The sequence below is a fragment of the Buttiauxella brennerae ATCC 51605 genome (assembly GCF_001654925.1).
Taxonomy (GTDB): domain Bacteria; phylum Pseudomonadota; class Gammaproteobacteria; order Enterobacterales; family Enterobacteriaceae; genus Buttiauxella; species Buttiauxella brennerae.
The window spans coordinates 1-16,636 of the sequence record NZ_LXER01000028.1 but is presented as its reverse complement, the minus strand read 5'-3'; the positions used below and the strand labels follow the sequence as shown (position 1 = coordinate 16,636).

The 16,636-nt window shown below is 49.2% G+C and carries 16 protein-coding genes and 1 tRNA gene; 13 read left to right on the top strand and 4 right to left on the bottom strand.

The annotated features are described in order from the left end of the window. Positions 1–82 precede the first annotated feature (82 nt). On the top strand, positions 83–736 hold the full coding sequence (gene trhA, locus M975_RS15180) for a PAQR family membrane homeostasis protein TrhA (RefSeq protein WP_064560769.1): 654 nt from the start codon (positions 83–85) through the stop codon (positions 734–736). A gap of 145 nt (positions 737–881) precedes the next feature. On the opposite strand, the gene ygfZ is transcribed toward trhA, so the two are convergent. Next, positions 882–1,868, bottom strand: coding sequence for a tRNA-modifying protein YgfZ (gene ygfZ, locus M975_RS15175; RefSeq protein ID WP_064560768.1), 987 nt, complete (start codon positions 1,866–1,868; stop codon positions 882–884). Positions 1,869–2,116: 248 nt separating this feature from the next. Between ygfZ and sdhE the strand changes: the two genes are divergently transcribed. Together sdhE and M975_RS15165 are read left to right on the top strand one after the other, a co-directional pair. Continuing rightward, positions 2,117–2,383, top strand: a complete 267-nt coding sequence (sdhE, locus tag M975_RS15170; RefSeq protein ID WP_034498232.1) for an FAD assembly factor SdhE — start codon at positions 2,117–2,119, stop codon at positions 2,381–2,383. Beyond that, the gene (locus M975_RS15165; RefSeq protein WP_064560767.1) at positions 2,364–2,786 is read left to right on the top strand and encodes a protein YgfX; all 423 of its coding nucleotides are present in this window, start codon (positions 2,364–2,366) and stop codon (positions 2,784–2,786) included. Before sdhE ends, M975_RS15165 begins: the two co-directional genes overlap by 20 nt. Positions 2,787–2,793: 7 nt before the next feature. Here the strand turns inward: M975_RS15165 and fldB are convergent, their stop codons facing one another. After that, positions 2,794–3,315, bottom strand: a complete 522-nt coding sequence (gene fldB, locus M975_RS15160) for a flavodoxin FldB (protein ID WP_064560841.1) — start codon at positions 3,313–3,315, stop codon at positions 2,794–2,796. Between the two features lie 123 nt (positions 3,316–3,438). Here fldB and xerD point away from each other — a divergent pair, with 123 nt between their 5' ends. The 9 genes from xerD to M975_RS15115 all read left to right on the top strand — a co-directional run bounded on the left by xerD (position 3,439) and on the right by M975_RS15115 (position 13,311). Continuing rightward, a complete protein-coding gene (gene xerD, locus M975_RS15155) occupies positions 3,439–4,335 on the top strand; it encodes a site-specific tyrosine recombinase XerD (RefSeq protein ID WP_064560766.1) in 897 nt (298 codons plus the stop codon). 23 nt (positions 4,336–4,358) lie between these two features. After that, on the top strand, positions 4,359–5,075 hold the full coding sequence (gene dsbC, locus M975_RS15150; protein WP_064560765.1) for a bifunctional protein-disulfide isomerase/oxidoreductase DsbC: 717 nt from the start codon (positions 4,359–4,361) through the stop codon (positions 5,073–5,075). A 7-nt stretch (positions 5,076–5,082) separates the two neighbouring features. Continuing rightward, positions 5,083–6,816, top strand: coding sequence for a single-stranded-DNA-specific exonuclease RecJ (recJ, locus tag M975_RS15145; protein ID WP_064560764.1), 1,734 nt, complete (start codon positions 5,083–5,085; stop codon positions 6,814–6,816). Positions 6,817–6,933: 117 nt separating this feature from the next. Further along, positions 6,934–8,032, top strand: a protein-coding gene (gene prfB / locus M975_RS15140; protein ID WP_134184552.1) for a peptide chain release factor 2 whose coding sequence is annotated in 2 segments (ribosomal slippage) — positions 6,934–7,008 and positions 7,010–8,032 — 1,098 coding nt in all. Because the reading frame shifts where the segments join, the coding sequence is not laid out codon by codon here. 9 nt (positions 8,033–8,041) lie between these two features. Further along, positions 8,042–9,556 (top strand): lysine--tRNA ligase, encoded by a 1,515-nt coding sequence (gene lysS / locus M975_RS15135; RefSeq protein ID WP_064560763.1) that lies wholly within the window; start codon positions 8,042–8,044, stop codon positions 9,554–9,556. Positions 9,557–9,679: 123 nt separating this feature from the next. Further along, positions 9,680–10,447, top strand: coding sequence for an amidase activator ActS (gene actS / locus M975_RS15130; RefSeq protein ID WP_064560762.1), 768 nt, complete (start codon positions 9,680–9,682; stop codon positions 10,445–10,447). A gap of 222 nt (positions 10,448–10,669) precedes the next feature. Next, positions 10,670–11,917 (top strand): peptidase T, encoded by a 1,248-nt coding sequence (gene pepT / locus M975_RS15125; RefSeq protein ID WP_064560761.1) that lies wholly within the window; start codon positions 10,670–10,672, stop codon positions 11,915–11,917. Further along, on the top strand, positions 11,914–13,113 hold the full coding sequence (locus M975_RS15120; RefSeq protein ID WP_064560760.1) for an MFS transporter: 1,200 nt from the start codon (positions 11,914–11,916) through the stop codon (positions 13,111–13,113). The genes pepT and M975_RS15120 overlap by 4 nt, the downstream gene beginning before the upstream one ends. Before the next feature lie 124 nt (positions 13,114–13,237). Next, positions 13,238–13,311, top strand: a tRNA-Gly gene (locus M975_RS15115). A 1,002-nt stretch (positions 13,312–14,313) separates the two neighbouring features. Here M975_RS15115 and M975_RS23435 read toward each other — a convergent pair. Then, on the bottom strand, positions 14,314–14,604 hold the full coding sequence (locus M975_RS23435; protein ID WP_245164456.1) for a hypothetical protein: 291 nt from the start codon (positions 14,602–14,604) through the stop codon (positions 14,314–14,316). Between the two features lie 273 nt (positions 14,605–14,877). Here M975_RS23435 and M975_RS15105 point away from each other — a divergent pair, with 273 nt between their 5' ends. Then, complete coding sequence (locus tag M975_RS15105; RefSeq protein ID WP_157093400.1) at positions 14,878–15,567, top strand: hypothetical protein; 690 nt, start codon at positions 14,878–14,880, stop codon at positions 15,565–15,567. A 198-nt stretch (positions 15,568–15,765) separates the two neighbouring features. Here M975_RS15105 and M975_RS15095 read toward each other — a convergent pair. Beyond that, positions 15,766–16,636: IS3 family transposase (locus M975_RS15095; RefSeq protein ID WP_083967907.1), on the bottom strand; the 871-nt coding region annotated here is incomplete at its 5' end.

Genomic DNA, 16,636 nt, shown 5'->3' with positions numbered 1-16,636 from the left:
TTCTCAGTTATGCTCTACCCGTCATTCTTCAAATTGAGTGTGCGATGCATTATCCATCTTTTGTCTCACCGGGAGTAGCCATATGGCTGACAAACCATTGATCGCGAAAGGATATTCACTGGCGGAGGAAGTCGCTAATAGTATTAGTCACGGTATCGGGCTGGTGTTTGGGATTGTCGGGCTGGTTTTGTTACTGATTCAGGCGGTTGACTCCAACGCGAGTGTGACGGCGATAACCAGCTATAGCTTGTACGGCGGCAGCATGATCTTGCTGTTTCTCGCCTCAACGCTTTATCACGCGATCCCGCATAAGCGCGCCAAGGTTTGGCTCAAGAAATTTGACCACTGCGCCATTTACTTATTGATAGCCGGGACTTACACACCATTCTTACTCGTTGGGCTGGATTCCCCACTGGCGCGCGGGCTGATGATTGTTATCTGGGGGCTGGCGCTGGCCGGGATTATTTTTAAGCTGACCATCGCACATCGTTTTAAAGTTTTGTCGCTGGTAACTTATCTGCTGATGGGCTGGTTATCGCTGGTGGTGATTTACCAGATGGTGATTAAACTCGCGCCAGGCAGCGTAACGCTCCTGGCCGTTGGTGGGGTGATTTACTCGTTAGGCGTCATTTTCTACGTCTGCAAACGTATTCCCTACAACCATGCAATCTGGCACGGGTTTGTGCTTGGCGGCAGTGTTTGCCACTTCCTCGCGATTTATCTCTATATTCATTAATTACCGAGATTCATCAAGCAATACCCTAAATAATTCGAGTTGCCCAAAGGCGACCAGACCATAAATCCCCAGGAGCATAGACAACTATGTGACTGGGGCGCATGGGTACCGTTAACGCATCTGCAACTTGAAGTATGACGGGTATTTACTCGTCTTCTAATGAATAAGGCAGGCGCTCGATAACGAGTTGGCTGCCGACGTCATCACGAACGCGCAACACGCTGTCAGCTTCCAGATCGTTATTCATCACGACTTGCACCAGAACACGGCCATCATCAAGCTGGCTTGCTGCCAGTACAGTGCCGGTACGGCGCCAGTTGTCGCCCATCTTCAGTTCAAGGTCTTCACCCGCTTCGGGTAAACGGCTGGCTTTCCCTGCAAGGAACCACAGCGCACGCTTGTTTGCGCCACGGAATTTCGCCCGCGCCACCATTTCCTGGCCGGTGTAACACCCTTTTTTAAAGCTGATACCACCGAGCGCCTGAAGGTTGGTCGCCTGCGGAATAAATTGCGCGCTGTTCACCGGCTCAATGACGGGAATACCGGCTTCGATATCCAGCGCCAGCCATTGTTGGCTGTCGTTACGCTGGGCCTCGCCCTGTAATTTTTCCGCCAGGGTCTGAGCCGTAGACTCATCGGTAACCAGCATAAAACGCTCAGCAGGGAGGTTAAACCACAGCAGTGTCGTTGCACCTTCCTGAACGACCGGGTTTTCCTCATCTGGCAAGGCAGTAAATACATTGGCAAGTGCCGCGCGAGCCTGAAAACCGGCGAGGCCCAGAAGCACACTTTCATCATCAGCAGTGATAGCGACTTTAGAAAACACCGCATATTTCTTTAATTCGACAAGTTGTGCGTCACGCACGTTACGGCGCTCAATCAGAGTAAAGCCTTCGCCGCGATGGAACAGGCGCAAGTTGCTCCACATTTTCCCTTTCGCATCGCAGTGTGCGCAAAGTGTGTGTTGGTTTGCCGCAAGCTGTGCGACGTCAGCAGTGACCTGGCCTTGCAGATACGATTCTGCATCTTTGCCCGTCACGGTTGCCAGAGCCCAATCATCAAGAGTCATGAGCGTTAGCGGCAGGCGGGCTGCAGCTGTAGGCTGACGTGGAGGAAATGGAGTGAAAGCCATAATTATGTCCCTGGTTTTTGAGCTGATGTATTGGCTCAATGGTAAAAGAGCCATTTGGCAATGCAAGCAGTTTGATACGGCGATTCGTGCGCTTACGGGAATTCTCGCAAGGTTAATGCAACGACAACGAATTGCAGAATTTTTCTCACGATAAAGCCCGCAAACGGTAACATTCATTTAATACGTGCTAAGAAAACACGTTACACTAAGACTTGTACCTACTTTGTCAGAGAACCAGGAAAGAGCACATGGATATCAATAACAAAGCCCGAATTCATTGGGCGTGCCGCCGGGGAATGCGCGAGCTGGATATTTCTATTATGCCATTCTTCGAATATGAATATGACTCGTTAAGCGCTGAGGATAAACAGTTGTTTGTCCGTTTGCTGGAAAGCGATGATCCAGACCTGTTCAATTGGTTAATGAATCATGGCAAACCGGCAGATACAGAGCTGCAACGGATGGTGACACTGATTCAGACGCGGAATAAAGAACGTGGTCCTGTGGCAATCTGATCTACGCGTCTCCTGGCGTGCACAATGGCTGTCTCTCTTGCTCCACGGCCTTATCGCACTCTTCGTGCTGCTTATGCCGTGGCCAATGAGCTACACGCTAATCTGGATGCTACTGCTCTCGCTGGTTGTTTTTGACAGTGTCCGCAGCCAGCGGCGCATCCATGCCTGCCAGGGCGAAATGAAACTCCTGACCGATTACCACCTGCGTTGGCAAAATCAGGAGTGGGAAATCGTGGGCACGCCATGGGTTTTACGCAGCGGTATGATGCTGCGCTTACGCCGCATCGGGCGCAAACGTAGCCAGCATTTATGGCTTTCTGCCGATAGCATGGATACGGGCGAATGGCGTGATTTACGTCGCCTGATGCTGCAACAACAGGCGAGTGGGAGTGGGGAAGCCTAAGTTTCTGTCAGGCAAACTTCTCGGCCATTTCCGCAAGGATTTGCTCACACCAGTTTTGGATCCGCTCATCGCTTAAATCGTACTGGTTAGTTTCATCCAGTGCCAGGCCAACGAAAAGTTGCCCATCAGCAATCACGGGTTTCGGGCTGGTAAACTCATAGCCTTCCGTCGGCCAGTAGCCAATAAACTGTGCGCCTCGTGGGGCAAGTTTATCGTGCAACATACCCAGCGCATCAAGGAACCATTCGCCGTAGCCGAGCTGGTCGCCCATGCCAAAAAGCGCAACCGGTTTACCTTCAAGGTTCAGGTTATCCAGTTGATCCCATATGGATTCCCAGTCTTCCTGTAATTCGCCAAAATCCCATGTGGGGATCCCGAGAATCAACACATCGTACTGTTCCATCATGGCCGGTGAATCGTCTTTCAGATTGTGCAAAGTCACCAGTTCCGGGCCAATGATGTCACGAATTTTTTCGGCAGCCATTTCGGTGTAACAAGTGCTGGAGCCATAAAAAAGGCCAATGTTCATTGCGTTAATAACTCTTTTAAAAACGTGCAGGGTTGCAAGTGTATCAGATCCCATTGTGCATCATGCATAATGGACACAATTCGCCAAACGTGTGGCAGGCAGTGAGGCATAAGTGAGGCTGTAGTGGAACAGGATCTGGCCCGAATAGAACAATTTCTGGATGCACTCTGGCTTGAGCGCAATCTGGCGCAAAACACGCTGGACTCCTATCGCCGGGATCTGAAAATGGTGGCGGAATGGCTGGAACGCCATGACTTGAGTTTGCTGAATGTGCAGACCGGGGATTTACAGTCACTGTTTGCGGAACGCCTTGAAGGTGGCTATAAAGCAACAAGTTCAGCACGAATGCTGAGCGCTATTCGCCGGTTGTTCCAGTATCTTTACCGCGAAAAACTGCGCGAAGACGACCCCAGTGTGATGCTTTCATCGCCAAAATTACCGCAGCGCTTACCGAAAGATTTAAGCGAAGCTCAGGTCGGTCGGTTACTCCAGGCGCCTTGTATCGATCAGCCTATCGAGTTGCGTGACAAAGCGATGCTCGAATTATTGTATGCTACCGGGCTGCGCGTTTCTGAGTTAGTCGGCCTGACGATGAGTGATGTCAGCCTGCGTCAGGGTGTGGTGCGAATCATCGGTAAAGGTAATAAAGAACGCTTAGTGCCGATGGGCGAAGAAGCGGTTTACTGGCTTGAAAACTATCTGGAACATGGGCGGCCATGGCTGCTCAATGGCGTGTCGATTGACGTGGTTTTCCCCAGTAATCGAGCCCAGCAGATGACGCGCCAGACATTCTGGCACCGCATCAAACATTACGCAGTGCAGGCGGGTATCGACAGCGAAAAACTCTCGCCGCACGTACTTCGACATGCTTTTGCCACGCATTTACTGAACCATGGCGCGGATTTGCGAGTCGTACAGATGTTGCTTGGACACAGTGATTTGTCCACCACACAAATTTATACGCATGTAGCGACAGAGCGATTACGCCAGCTACATCAACAGCACCACCCACGTGCGTGAGTGGTAAAAGATAAGGAATCATCATGAAAAAGCGTTTGTGGCTGCTCCCATTGTTAGCGGTCTCTGTGTCCGGTTTTGTTCATGCTGACGACGCAGCAATCAAGCAGTCTCTTGCTAAGTTAGGCGTACAAAATGCTGACATTCAGTCGGCACCTGTTGCGGGCATGAAAACGGTATTAACCGATAGCGGCGTTCTGTATGTGACCGAAGACGGTAAACACGTTATTCAGGGGCCACTGTACGACGTCAGCGGAGCACAGCCCGTTAACGTCACTAACCAATTATTGGTGGGTAAACTTAACGCGCTCGAAAAAGAGATGATCGTCTACAAAGCGCCGCAAGAAAAACACGTGATTACGGTGTTTACCGACATCACTTGTGGCTATTGCCACAAGCTGCATGAAGAGATGAAAGACTACAACGCACTGGGCATTACCGTGCGCTACCTGGCTTTCCCGCGCCAGGGTCTGCAAAGCCCAATCGAAAAAGATATGAAAGCTATCTGGTGTGCAAAAGACCCTAAAAAAGCCTTTGATGCAGCGATGAAAGGCGAAGCTGTTACTGGTGGGGCTTGCGATATGAATATCGCCAACCATTACAACCTGGGTGTGCAGTTCGGCATTCAGGGAACGCCTGCAATTGTGTTGAGCAATGGTACGGTTATTCCTGGCTATCAGGGGCCGAAAGAGATGAAACAAATGTTAGATGCGCACCAGCAACTGACCAATGTAGGCGGGTAGTTAACGGGTGAAACAGCAAACACAGCTTCGCCGTCGCACGGTCGATGAGTCCGTGGTGTTACCCCAGCAATTGCATCCACTTTTAAAACGTCTTTATGCCAGTCGTGGTGTGCGTGGTGAGCAGGACCTGGAACGCGGTGTGAAAGGGATGCTCCCCTGGCAGCAACTCAATGGCATGGATAAAGCCGTTGAGATTCTGCATAACGCCTTTCGCGAAGGCTTGCGCATTATCGTGGTCGGCGATTTTGATGCTGACGGCGCAACCAGCACTGCGTTAAGCGTGCTGGGGCTGCGCAGCCTCGGTTGCCAGAACATCAGTTATCTCGTTCCCAACCGTTTTGAAGATGGTTACGGTTTAAGCCCGGAAGTCGTCGATCAAGCTCATGCGCGCGGCGCGCAAATAATTTTGACCGTCGATAACGGTATCTCATCCCATAGTGGTGTTGAGCGTGCCCATGCGCTGGGCATTCCGGTGGTGGTTACCGATCACCACCTGCCAGGGGCAGAATTGCCTGCGGCAGATGCCATCATCAACCCCAACCTGGTTGATTGCGAATTTCCGTCTAAATCCCTCGCAGGCGTTGGCGTTGCCTTTTATCTGATGCTGGCGATGCGTGCGCATCTGCGTGATTGCGGTTGGTTTGAACAACAAGGCCTGGCCATTCCGAACATTGCAGAGTTGCTGGATCTGGTGGCGTTAGGCACCGTGGCCGATGTTGTGCCACTGGATATGAATAACCGCATTTTGACCTGGCAGGGCTTGAGCCGTATTCGTGCTGGCAAATGTCGCCCGGGCATTAAAGCGCTGATTGAAATCGCCAACCGTGAGCCGCATAAACTGGCGGCAAGCGACTTAGGTTTTGCTTTAGGCCCGCGTCTGAATGCTGCCGGTCGCCTGGATGATATGTCCGTGGGTGTTGCGTTACTGCTCAGTGAAAATATTGGCGAAGCACGCATGCTGGCTAACGAACTTGACGCGCTAAACCAGACGCGAAAAGAGATTGAGCAGGGCATGCAGGTTGAAGCACTCACGCTGTGCCAACAACTGGAACACAGCCACGATGAGCTGCCGTATGGCCTGGCGATGTACCACCCGGAATGGCATCAGGGCGTGGTCGGTATCCTGGCTTCACGTATCAAAGAGCGCTTTAACCGCCCGGTTATCGCATTTGCGCCAGCAGGCGACGGCACGCTGAAAGGCTCAGGCCGCTCGGTGCAAGGCTTGCATATGCGTGATGCTCTTGAGCGGCTTGATACGTTGTACCCGGGCATGATGCTGAAATTTGGCGGTCACGCTATGGCTGCAGGGTTGTCGCTGGAAGAAGCTAAATTCGAAGAGTTCCGCCAGCGTTTTGGCGACCTGGTGGGGGAATGGCTTGATCCCGCCTTGCTTCAGGGCGTGATTTGGTCAGACGGCACGATTACCGCGCAAGAGATGACGCTGGAAACCGCCGAGATGTTACGTGACGCCGGGCCGTGGGGGCAGATGTTCCCTGAGCCACTGTTTGATGGCAAATTCCGCTTATTACAGCAACGGCTGGTGGGGGAACGCCATCTTAAAGTCATGGTTGAACCCGTTGGCGGCGGCCCGCTTATTGACGGCATCGCCTTTAACGTCGACACCGCATGCTGGCCGGATAACGGCGTGCGCGAAGTCGAACTGGCCTTTAAGCTCGATGTAAATGAGTTTCGTGGCAATCGAACCGTTCAATTACTCATCGACCATATCTGGCCAATTTAGCCTAATAACTCGGCTAAAAGAGGCAACAAAACTATAAAAAGCGGCGTAATTCCGGTAAACTTTCCGGTTTACGACCGCATTTTCGTCTTCTGTCATCAACATAAGATAATACAGACCATGTTTGAAATTAACCCGGTAAAAAACCGCATCCAGGACCTTACGGAGCGCAGCGACGTTCTTAGGGGGTATCTTTGACTATGATGCCAAGAAAGAGCGCCTGGAAGAAGTAAACGCAGAGCTGGAACAGCCTGATGTGTGGAACGAACCTGAACGCGCACAAGCGTTAGGTAAAGAGCGTTCTTCACTGGAAGCGATTGTCGAAACATTCGATCAAATGACTCAGGGGCTGGAAGATGTTTCCGGTTTGCTTGAGCTGGCTATTGAAGCCGACGACGAAGATACCTTCAACGAAGCCGTTGTCGAGTTAGATCAGCTGGAAGGCAAACTGGCGCAGCTTGAATTCCGCCGCATGTTCTCCGGTGAGTACGACAGCGCCGATTGCTATATCGACATTCAGGCAGGTTCTGGCGGCACCGAAGCGCAAGACTGGGCCAGCATGCTGATGCGAATGTATCTGCGTTGGGCAGAATCACGCGGCTTCAAAACCGAAATCATTGAAGAGTCTGATGGCGATGTTGCGGGTATTAAATCTGTGACTATTCGCATTCAGGGCGAATATGCCTTTGGCTGGTTGCGTACTGAAACTGGCGTGCATCGCCTGGTACGTAAGAGCCCGTTCGACTCCGGTGGCCGTCGCCATACCTCGTTCAGCTCCGCCTTTGTCTACCCGGAAGTCGATGACGATATTGATATCGAAATCAATCCGGCCGATCTGCGTATCGACGTTTACCGCGCCTCGGGTGCGGGTGGTCAGCACGTTAACCGTACAGAATCTGCGGTGCGTATTACCCACCTTCCGACCAATACCGTGACTCAGTGCCAGAACGACCGTTCGCAACATAAGAACAAAGATCAGGCGATGAAGCAGATGAAGGCGAAGTTATACGAGCTGGAAATGCAGAAGAAGAATGCTGAGAAGCAGTCGCTGGAAGACAACAAATCGGATATCGGCTGGGGCAGCCAGATTCGTTCTTACGTACTGGACGACTCCCGTATCAAAGACTTGCGTACTGGTGTAGAAACCCGTAACACGCAGGCGGTACTGGATGGCGATCTGGACAAATTTATCGAAGCAAGTTTGAAAGCAGGGTTATGAGGAATCAACATGTCTGAACAACAAGAACAGGGCACCGAAGCGGTCGATCTTAACAATGAACTGAAATCCCGCCGTGAGAAGCTGGCTGGCCTGCGTGAGCACGGCATTGCTTTCCCAAATGACTTCCGTCGCGATCATACCTCAGACCAATTGCATGCTGACTTCGATGCGAAAGAGAACGAAGAGCTGGAAGAGTTGGGCATCGAAGTGGCTGTTGCTGGCCGAATGATGACACGCCGTATCATGGGTAAAGCGTCTTTCGTTACCCTGCAAGATGTTGGTGGCCGCATTCAGCTTTACGTTGCGCGTGACGATTTGCCAGAAGGCATCTACAACGAGCAGTTCAAGAAATGGGACCTCGGTGACATCCTGGGTGCACGCGGCAAGCTGTTCAAAACTAAAACCGGTGAGCTTTCTATTCACTGTACTGAACTGCGTTTGCTGACTAAAGCTTTGCGCCCGCTGCCGGACAAATTCCACGGTCTGCAGGATCAAGAAGCACGCTACCGCCAGCGTTACCTGGATCTGATCTCTAACGAAGAATCCCGCAACACCTTTAAAATCCGTTCGCAAATCATGGCTGGCGTGCGTCAGTTCATGGTGGAACGTGGGTTTATGGAAGTTGAAACGCCAATGATGCAAGTGATCCCGGGTGGTGCGTCTGCACGTCCGTTCATCACGCATCACAACGCGCTGGATATCGATATGTACCTGCGTATCGCGCCGGAACTGTATCTGAAGCGTCTGGTTGTAGGTGGCTTCGATCGCGTATTCGAGATCAACCGTAACTTCCGTAACGAAGGTATTTCTCCGCGTCACAACCCAGAGTTCACCATGATGGAACTCTACATGGCGTACGCGGATTACAAAGATCTAATCGAGCTGACTGAATCTCTGTTCCGTACTCTGGCACATGATGTGCTGGGTACTGCGCAAGTGAAGTATGGCGAAGAGATCTTTGACTTCGACCAGCCATTCGCCAAACTGACCATGCGCGAAGCCATCAAAAAATACCGCCCGGAAACTGATATTGCAGATCTGGACGATATGGCTAAAGCACTGGAAATCGCAGCGGCTATCGGTATTAAAGTTGAGAAGAGCTGGGGTCTGGGTCGCGTTGTGACTGAGATCTTCGAAGAAGTGGCTGAAAGCCATCTGATTCAGCCAACCTTCATCACTGAATACCCGGCAGAAGTGTCTCCACTGGCACGTCGTAACGACGAGAACCCAGAAATCACCGACCGTTTCGAGTTCTTCATCGGTGGCCGTGAAATCGGTAACGGCTTCTCCGAGCTTAACGATGCAGAAGATCAGGCACAGCGCTTTGCTGACCAGGTTAATGCGAAAGACGCAGGCGACGACGAAGCGATGTTCTTCGACGAAGACTACGTGACTGCTCTGGAGCACGGCTTGCCACCAACGGCGGGTCTGGGCATTGGTATCGACCGTATGGTTATGCTGTTCACTAACAGCCACACCATCCGCGACGTTATCTTGTTCCCGGCTCTGCGCCCGGTTAAGTAAGCTGTTCAAGGGAGATGACCAGGCTTTGGTCATCTCCTTCGCCCCTTTGGGGAAAGGGGCTGGTGAGGGAATTAATCCACTCTCTGGCACTGTTTTATTCTGTGATGATTTAAGAGGATTAGTTTGCGCAAGGAACGCATAGTCAGAAAGTGGGCAGCGAATGCCGTCGTCCTGGTGCTAAGCCTGTTACTCGTCGCTTGCTCCTCAAATAAAGCGAGCACCACTCAAGCCTCTTCTGGTAGCTACAGCGGTTCGGTTTACACCGTCAAACGTGGCGACACACTCTCTCGTATCTCGCGTATGACCGGCACAAGCGTTGGCGAACTGGCACGCCTCAATGGTATTCCGGCTCCTTATACGCTGGAGATTGGGCAAAAAATCCGTGTTAAAAACAGCTCAGGCTCTTCATCTTCGTCGAAGAAAACAGCCGTGGCGAAAACCTCGAAGCCGCGTTCATCATCCACAAGTAGCGTTGCGAAAGTCGCCGCTCCTCCGGTTGGTTCAAAATGCTGGCTCTGGCCAACATCCGGTAAAGTAGTTGCGCCGTTCTCCGACAGCGATGGCGGGAATAAAGGTATAGATATTGCCGGCAAACGTGGGCAACCCGTTTATGCTTCTGCCGCTGGTACAGTGGTTTACGTGGGTAACCAGCTTCGCGGTTACGGCAATTTAGTGATGATTAAACATAACGAAGAGTACATCACTGCTTATGCTCACAACGAAACGACACTGGTCAACACCAGCCAAAAAGTCAGTGCAGGGCAGAAAATTGCCACTATGGGCAGCAGCGGTTCAGACTCGGTGAATCTGCATTTCCAGATTCGTTATCGTGCAAATGCGATTGACCCACAACGCTATTTACCGCCTCCAGGTAGCAAACCCTCTTGTTAATTAACATAAGCCGGGCTGTGCCTGGCTTCTATTAAATCCCCTCCCTATTGATCTTTATCACGCATCCCCATGCTTTCCTGGCTAATAATGCTGGTCACTTTAATTCATAATATGAATGGTAAATATGTTGCAAAATAATAACTAAGTTATAAAAAATATAACCTGGTTAATTAACGTTGTAATATTTATCAACCATTCCATGTTAATGGTGAGTAGCAAACAATGACAATACGTATTAATGCAGACCAAATAATAGATACCTTTATCCGGTATACAACAATCAACACCACTTCCGTTCCCGATAATAACCAACTTCCCAGTTGCGAAAATCAGTACAAATTAGCTCAGCTTGTTGTGAGTGAATTTTCCAACGTGAATACCGTCGAGACTTCCATTAACGCTAATGCCATTACCGTTCTGAGTCTTGCGGCAAATAGCCCGGAAATGCCATCCATTGCCTTCTTCGCGCATCTTGATACTGCGCCAGATAACGCCAATGACACCCATGCCGTGCGCGTGAAAAACTACGATGGTAAAAATATCGTACTGCCTGCGACTGGCGAAGAGATAACCGTTGAGGCGTTCCCTGAACTGTTGAACTATGTCGGCCAGGACATCATTACTACAGATGGTACCAGCCTGTTGGGCGCTGACGATAAAGCGGCAATAGCGGCGGCGGTGGAAGCCATTCGCTATATGGTTGCGAACCCTGAGTTTAAACATGGCGATATCAAACTGGTGTTATTACCGGACGAAGAAATTGGTATTCGTGGTGCTAAAGCGTTAAACGTGGCGCAGCTAAATGCTGATTTCGGTATTTGCCTGGACTGCTGTGGTATCGGCGAATACGTTATTGAAAACTGGTACGCCGGTAGTGCCAAAATGACATTCAAAGGCGTGACGGCTCATCCTATGAGCGCGAAAGGCAAGTTGGTCAATGCTGTATTAATCGCCAACGAAGTGATCAACGCATTGCCAGAAAATGAACGCCCGGAATTAACGGAAGGCCGTGAAGGGTATTTCTGGGTGAATAAAATCACTGGTAATACCGTGAATGCCACACTCGAAATTGCCCTACGTGATTTTAAAATTGAAGGTTACCAGAGCCGAAAAGCGTTATTGCAGTCCATCACTGAGCAACTGCAAAGCCGTTATGGTCACGAAAATATCACCCTGGAATTATCGGATACCTACGATAACGTGAAAGCCGGGCTTGATAAAAAACCGGAAATTATTGCCAGCGTTCAGCAGGCGATGCGTAACCTGAGCATTGAGCCGAAACCATTAATTATGCGTGGCGGTTATGACGGTAGCGTGATTACTCCTGCTGGTTTACCGACGGTAAATATCTTTACTGGTGCCCATAATTTCCATTCCACAAAAGAGTTCCTGCCCGCAGAGTCTCTGCGCCTGGCAAGTGAAATGCTGCTGGAAATCGTTGCTCTGAGTGCTCAAGAGGTGCCTGCGTGAATAAGTGGATAACTGAATTTGTTTTGTATGCCGTCTACATGGTCTTTGGCGCAGCCTGGGCCACTACCGGTGCCGTTATGCCGCAAATCATGGCCGATTTTAATATCGACGTGTCCCATGCGGCGTTAATGTCGAACGTCATTCTGTGGGCGAAAATTTTAGGTGCTTTCTGCACCTCGATTTTGACCGCGCAACTAGGCGCGAAAAAGTCCTATCTCCTGGGCTGCGTGTTGACCGGGTTATCGATATTCATTCCATGGACCAATAACTTCGACCTGCTGTTAGTGATTCGCTTTATGGGTGGGCTGGGTGGGGCAATCTGCCTGGTTTCTCTGGTGCCGACCGTGGCACGTTTGTTCGATAACAAAACCGCATCTGCGCTTAACAGCCTGAACTGCACCTCCAACATCATCGGCACCATTATCGCGCTGACGCTGGCGGGTAGCCTGTCAATTTACTTTGGCGGCTGGAGAAACCTGCTGGCGGTGTATGGTGTGATAACGTTGGTTCTGGGTGCTGTGTGGTTTATCGTCTTTACTGATGAAGAGGTTGCCGTTACCGCTGCAAGCAACGACGGCAGCACGGATAAACTGCGCATCATGAAAGATGCGATTTTTAACCGCGTGGTGTGGGGGATGATTGCCCAGTACGTCGGCGCGATGATCATGATGATTTTCATGTTCACCTTCCTGCCGCTTTACTACGCCAAATACGCACACCTGCCACCAGAATCGCATGCTCACCTGAGCGGCACGGTAAACCAGGTGGGGATTATGCTCGGCGCAATCGCTGGACCATTCTGCAAAGCTCGCGGCTACCATTACAAAAACTGGTTGTTTAGCACCAGCATCGCAATGGCAATTACGACCTTTATTATGCTGTTTGCGACCAATGACATTCTGATTCTGGTCTGCTCATTCCTGACGGGTTTTGTGTTTGCGACCTGGTTTGCTTTTATCTTCTCAATTCCAAAAGAGACATTAAAAGGTGCCAATACCCAAACGGTGACCTACACGATGTCGACTTTCTGGGTTTGTACCTTTGTTATCGCCACCGCGAACAGCCAACTGATTGGCTGGTCAATTGATGCCACGGGTGGTTTCACGATGGGCTTTATCTGGGTTTTTGCGCTGATGGTTGTTTCACCTATCGTCGCGCTATTTGTCTTCCCGAAAAAGTCGGCAAGCCACGCTTAAGGAATAAGGGGAAACCGTATGGTTTCCCCTTACTATAAAACAATTGCTTAAAAATCCATCACATAAACTCAAAAAGACGCTTGCCAGTAAAAGCTGAGCGTCTATAATGCCTACGCACTTCAAAGCGGGTGTAGTTCAATGGTAGAACGGCAGCTTCCCAAGCTGCATACGAGGGTTCGATTCCCTTCACCCGCTCCAGATCTCCTGAATAATCAACAAGTTAGATTATTCAGTTAGTTACGTTGCCCCGATTCTCTGGGTACAACTTAAACTACCCATTGTTACTACACCCGTACCTGTCGCGTGATTGGTCTGTGGTTTATGGGAGCATATCATCACGCTGGCGGTGGTTCCAGGTTCTTACCGCGACAGTACAACAACGAACAAAAAGCCGAGCACCCGGTAGTCAGTAACACGACAAACTCCCAAAAACTTTCAGCAAGCGCATTTAAGCCCGATGATCTCTTATGCCACACGTCGTGATGACGTTGCAGAGAATAAACAGGTCTATGGTGGTTCGTACCTGCACACGAAATGCAGGCTCTGCCAGCGTCTCAGCCACGCTCCCTTATGGGTACACGGTTATCCTGATAAATGCTTGTTGTCTGACATAACCCTGATGCTGTCGCTATGCTCCGCTTGTTGTCTTACCACCAACGGGGCTTATTGGTTTCTATTGCCTTTACAGGCGATTTCTTAGCACGGTTAACAACCAGCCGAAATTAGCAACAGAGTCGAGAGAGTTTTCCGGCTGTATAGCGAGATAGATTAGCGTGAGGATGGAAATAGTGGAGAGAACAGTAACTAAGAACTGACGCAATGAAAAACCACGCATTAAAGACCTCCTCTCAAGTTGATGAGAGTAGTCTAAAGCCAGTTTTTATTCTTGGTCAATAGTTTTTGACTCTATTGTAATGATATAAATAATACTGCGCTATTGCAACTTTTTTGTTTATTTTTTTATGGCTATAAGAAACAGTTAGTTAGCCATACTGACGCGTAGCTAACTCTCTAAATAATTTTCCAGAAGTATGATAGATAAACCATCAACGGATGTTCGATAGCCCCCAGATGACCAGCCCAACTAATATGAGAGCACCAATTATGTTAATCGCGTTAACCGTGCTCTTAGTCGTCTGGGTGTAGCCTTTTCCCCTTCCAACATTGGCATGACACCAATCATTGAAAGCCTGGTGATGCTTAAGCTGTGTCTCTGAGGCTGTTGAGTTGACCGCTACGGGGCTTGTATAGCAATACCATGTCTTCCACGATCACCGTGGCATCTGGCGAGAAGTCTTGCGGAATGTCATTTACCTTTTCAGGGTAGAGCTTGCGGAAGTCCTCCGCTGAGAGTTTCCTTTCGCCGTAAGCGTAGATTTCGTGCTGGCTTCCATACCTCAATTCAATGTCGCTGAACCCACGGCGCACCATGTCATCAAGTTTTGGGGCTATCTTCTCGTATGTCTTTGTTATCGAGGCCATTACACCCAAGCGCTCTCGGTGTGTTGTGAATAATCTGGTAATTTAGCATTCAATTAGATCAAGCACATAGAAAAAGTGGGCCTTACACTCCTTCTTGTCACTCCTTTAAAGCCCTTAGTCACATCATAAGCAAATGGAGCTGTTACCCTTGCATTGTTGGCACCTTAACAAGCCTTTTTCCTTCTTGTTGCAGATCGAGAACTCTACCACGATAATCGGTTTGCGAATGTTGAATAACTAAGAAGGACATTGGCGTTTATTTTCCATAGATAGGATATGGCTATGTTTAAATTTAAGATTGCTATTTCAGTTGCAGTGTTTATATTTTTTACCCTAATAGGCTCCCTTTTTTCAGGATGTATTGATGGTTGGGCATCACCATCAATAGGGCATAGTGGAGCTTGCTCACACCACGGTGGTGTAAGCGGTATGCCTGGCTTATTCATGTTTATTGGATTTGTGGCGGGGGTGTTTGCCTTTCTTAAATTATCTTCAATAAATAGAATGCGTCACGGAGAAAACAGTAGCATTGATACAGTGGTTCGTAATGTTGAGCGTTTGGATAATCACAAGGCAAAAAACACTGACAGCAATTTACAGGTAAAAGAACTTATTTCTTCTATCGAAAAATACACCAGAAAAAATCAAGAACCACAATTGAAAATGTTTTGTTACTCTGATGGCTTACTGTTATGTGAGGTTTTAAATAGAAGTGGGAGGTATGAGATTTTTACAAAAAAGTTGAATGCTTTAAAATTACATGATCTCCAAGTTGTATTAAAGGATACTTTGACACAAAACAGTTGCAAACCTTGCACGAGCGATAGTGGAAATTATATTAAGATGAAAGTTTTCAGTGATAATGCTCATCGACACTCAGAAATAATACTGAAAAATCTTAATGAACCGAGCATGTTAAAACTAAAAAATATTTTAATTAATGCTTTGCCTGTTTTAGCCGCAAAACTATAAGCGCTCTTAACTATCACTCCCAAATGTTTGCAAGGGCAGCGCCCATGCTCTTAACGTCAATCTTCAAGTAGTTCATTGTGACTTTAGGATCTGAATGATTCAGCGCTTTCATGGTTAAGGCAAGATTCCCGTGAACATCATTCTGCTTTCTCTTTCTCCAATTTACGTCCTGCTGCTGAAAATATCCCGATGAAGTGGTCAACAAAAACTGGCCACAGTTTTAGAGTTTTTCCAGAACAATCGCTCTGATTCATTGGGTGTTAAGCCACCGTTATATTGGTGGGGTCTGAGCTGGCTGTAATAACCAATGATGTACTTCGTTATTGATCTATTTGCTTCGCTAAAATTAGCGTATCCACAGTTCGGTACCCATTCTGATTTCAGGCTGCGAAAAAATCGTTCCATTGGGCTGTTGTCCCAGCAGTTCCCACGTCGACTCATGCTTTGCTTTATACGATAACGCCACAGTAACCGTCTGAATTCCCTGCTGGTATAGTGACTTCCCTGGTCAGAATGATACATAACGTCAGCCGGTTTTCCCCTGGCTTCCCAGGCCATCGTTAATGCTTTTCCTGTCAGAGTTGTGTCCGGAGAAAACGACATCGCCCAGCCTATTGGCTTGCGGGAAAATAAATCCAGAACAACCGCCAGATAAGCCCATCGTTTGCCCGTCCAGATGTAGGTCACGTCGCCGCACCAGGTCTGATTAGGTTCCGTTACTGCAAACTGGCGATCCAGATAATTAGGGATATCCACATGCTCTTTTGTGGCTTTTTTGTAGCGATGCTCCGGTTGCTGGCAACTAACAATATTCAGCTCTTTCATTATCTTACTGGCCCGCCAGCGACTCAACGGAACACCTTTTGCGCTGACCATATCGGCAATACTCCGGGCCCCCGCAGAGCCATTACTGGCATGATAAACTTCACGAACCAGGCTTAGTATAACGATGTGTTTTGCATCAGGTTTCTGCGGTCGGCTTAGCCAGTACCGATAGCTACTGCGATGGATCCCGAACACATTGCAAATAAAGGCAACAGGAAACCGCGTCCTGAGTTTCTCAACTAAC

Coding starts and splice junctions, on each gene's coding strand:
- trhA (WP_064560769.1), top strand. CDS start 83: ATGGCTGACAAACCATTGATCGCGAAAGGATATTCACTGGCGGAGGAA.
- ygfZ (WP_064560768.1), bottom strand. CDS start 1,868: ATGGCTTTCACTCCATTTCCTCCACGTCAGCCTACAGCTGCAGCCCGC.
- sdhE (WP_034498232.1), top strand. CDS start 2,117: ATGGATATCAATAACAAAGCCCGAATTCATTGGGCGTGCCGCCGGGGA.
- fldB (WP_064560841.1), bottom strand. CDS start 3,315: ATGAACATTGGCCTTTTTTATGGCTCCAGCACTTGTTACACCGAAATG.
- dsbC (WP_064560765.1), top strand. CDS start 4,359: ATGAAAAAGCGTTTGTGGCTGCTCCCATTGTTAGCGGTCTCTGTGTCC.
- lysS (WP_064560763.1), top strand. CDS start 8,042: ATGTCTGAACAACAAGAACAGGGCACCGAAGCGGTCGATCTTAACAAT.
- pepT (WP_064560761.1), top strand. CDS start 10,670: ATGACAATACGTATTAATGCAGACCAAATAATAGATACCTTTATCCGG.
- M975_RS15105 (WP_157093400.1), top strand. CDS start 14,878: ATGTTTAAATTTAAGATTGCTATTTCAGTTGCAGTGTTTATATTTTTT.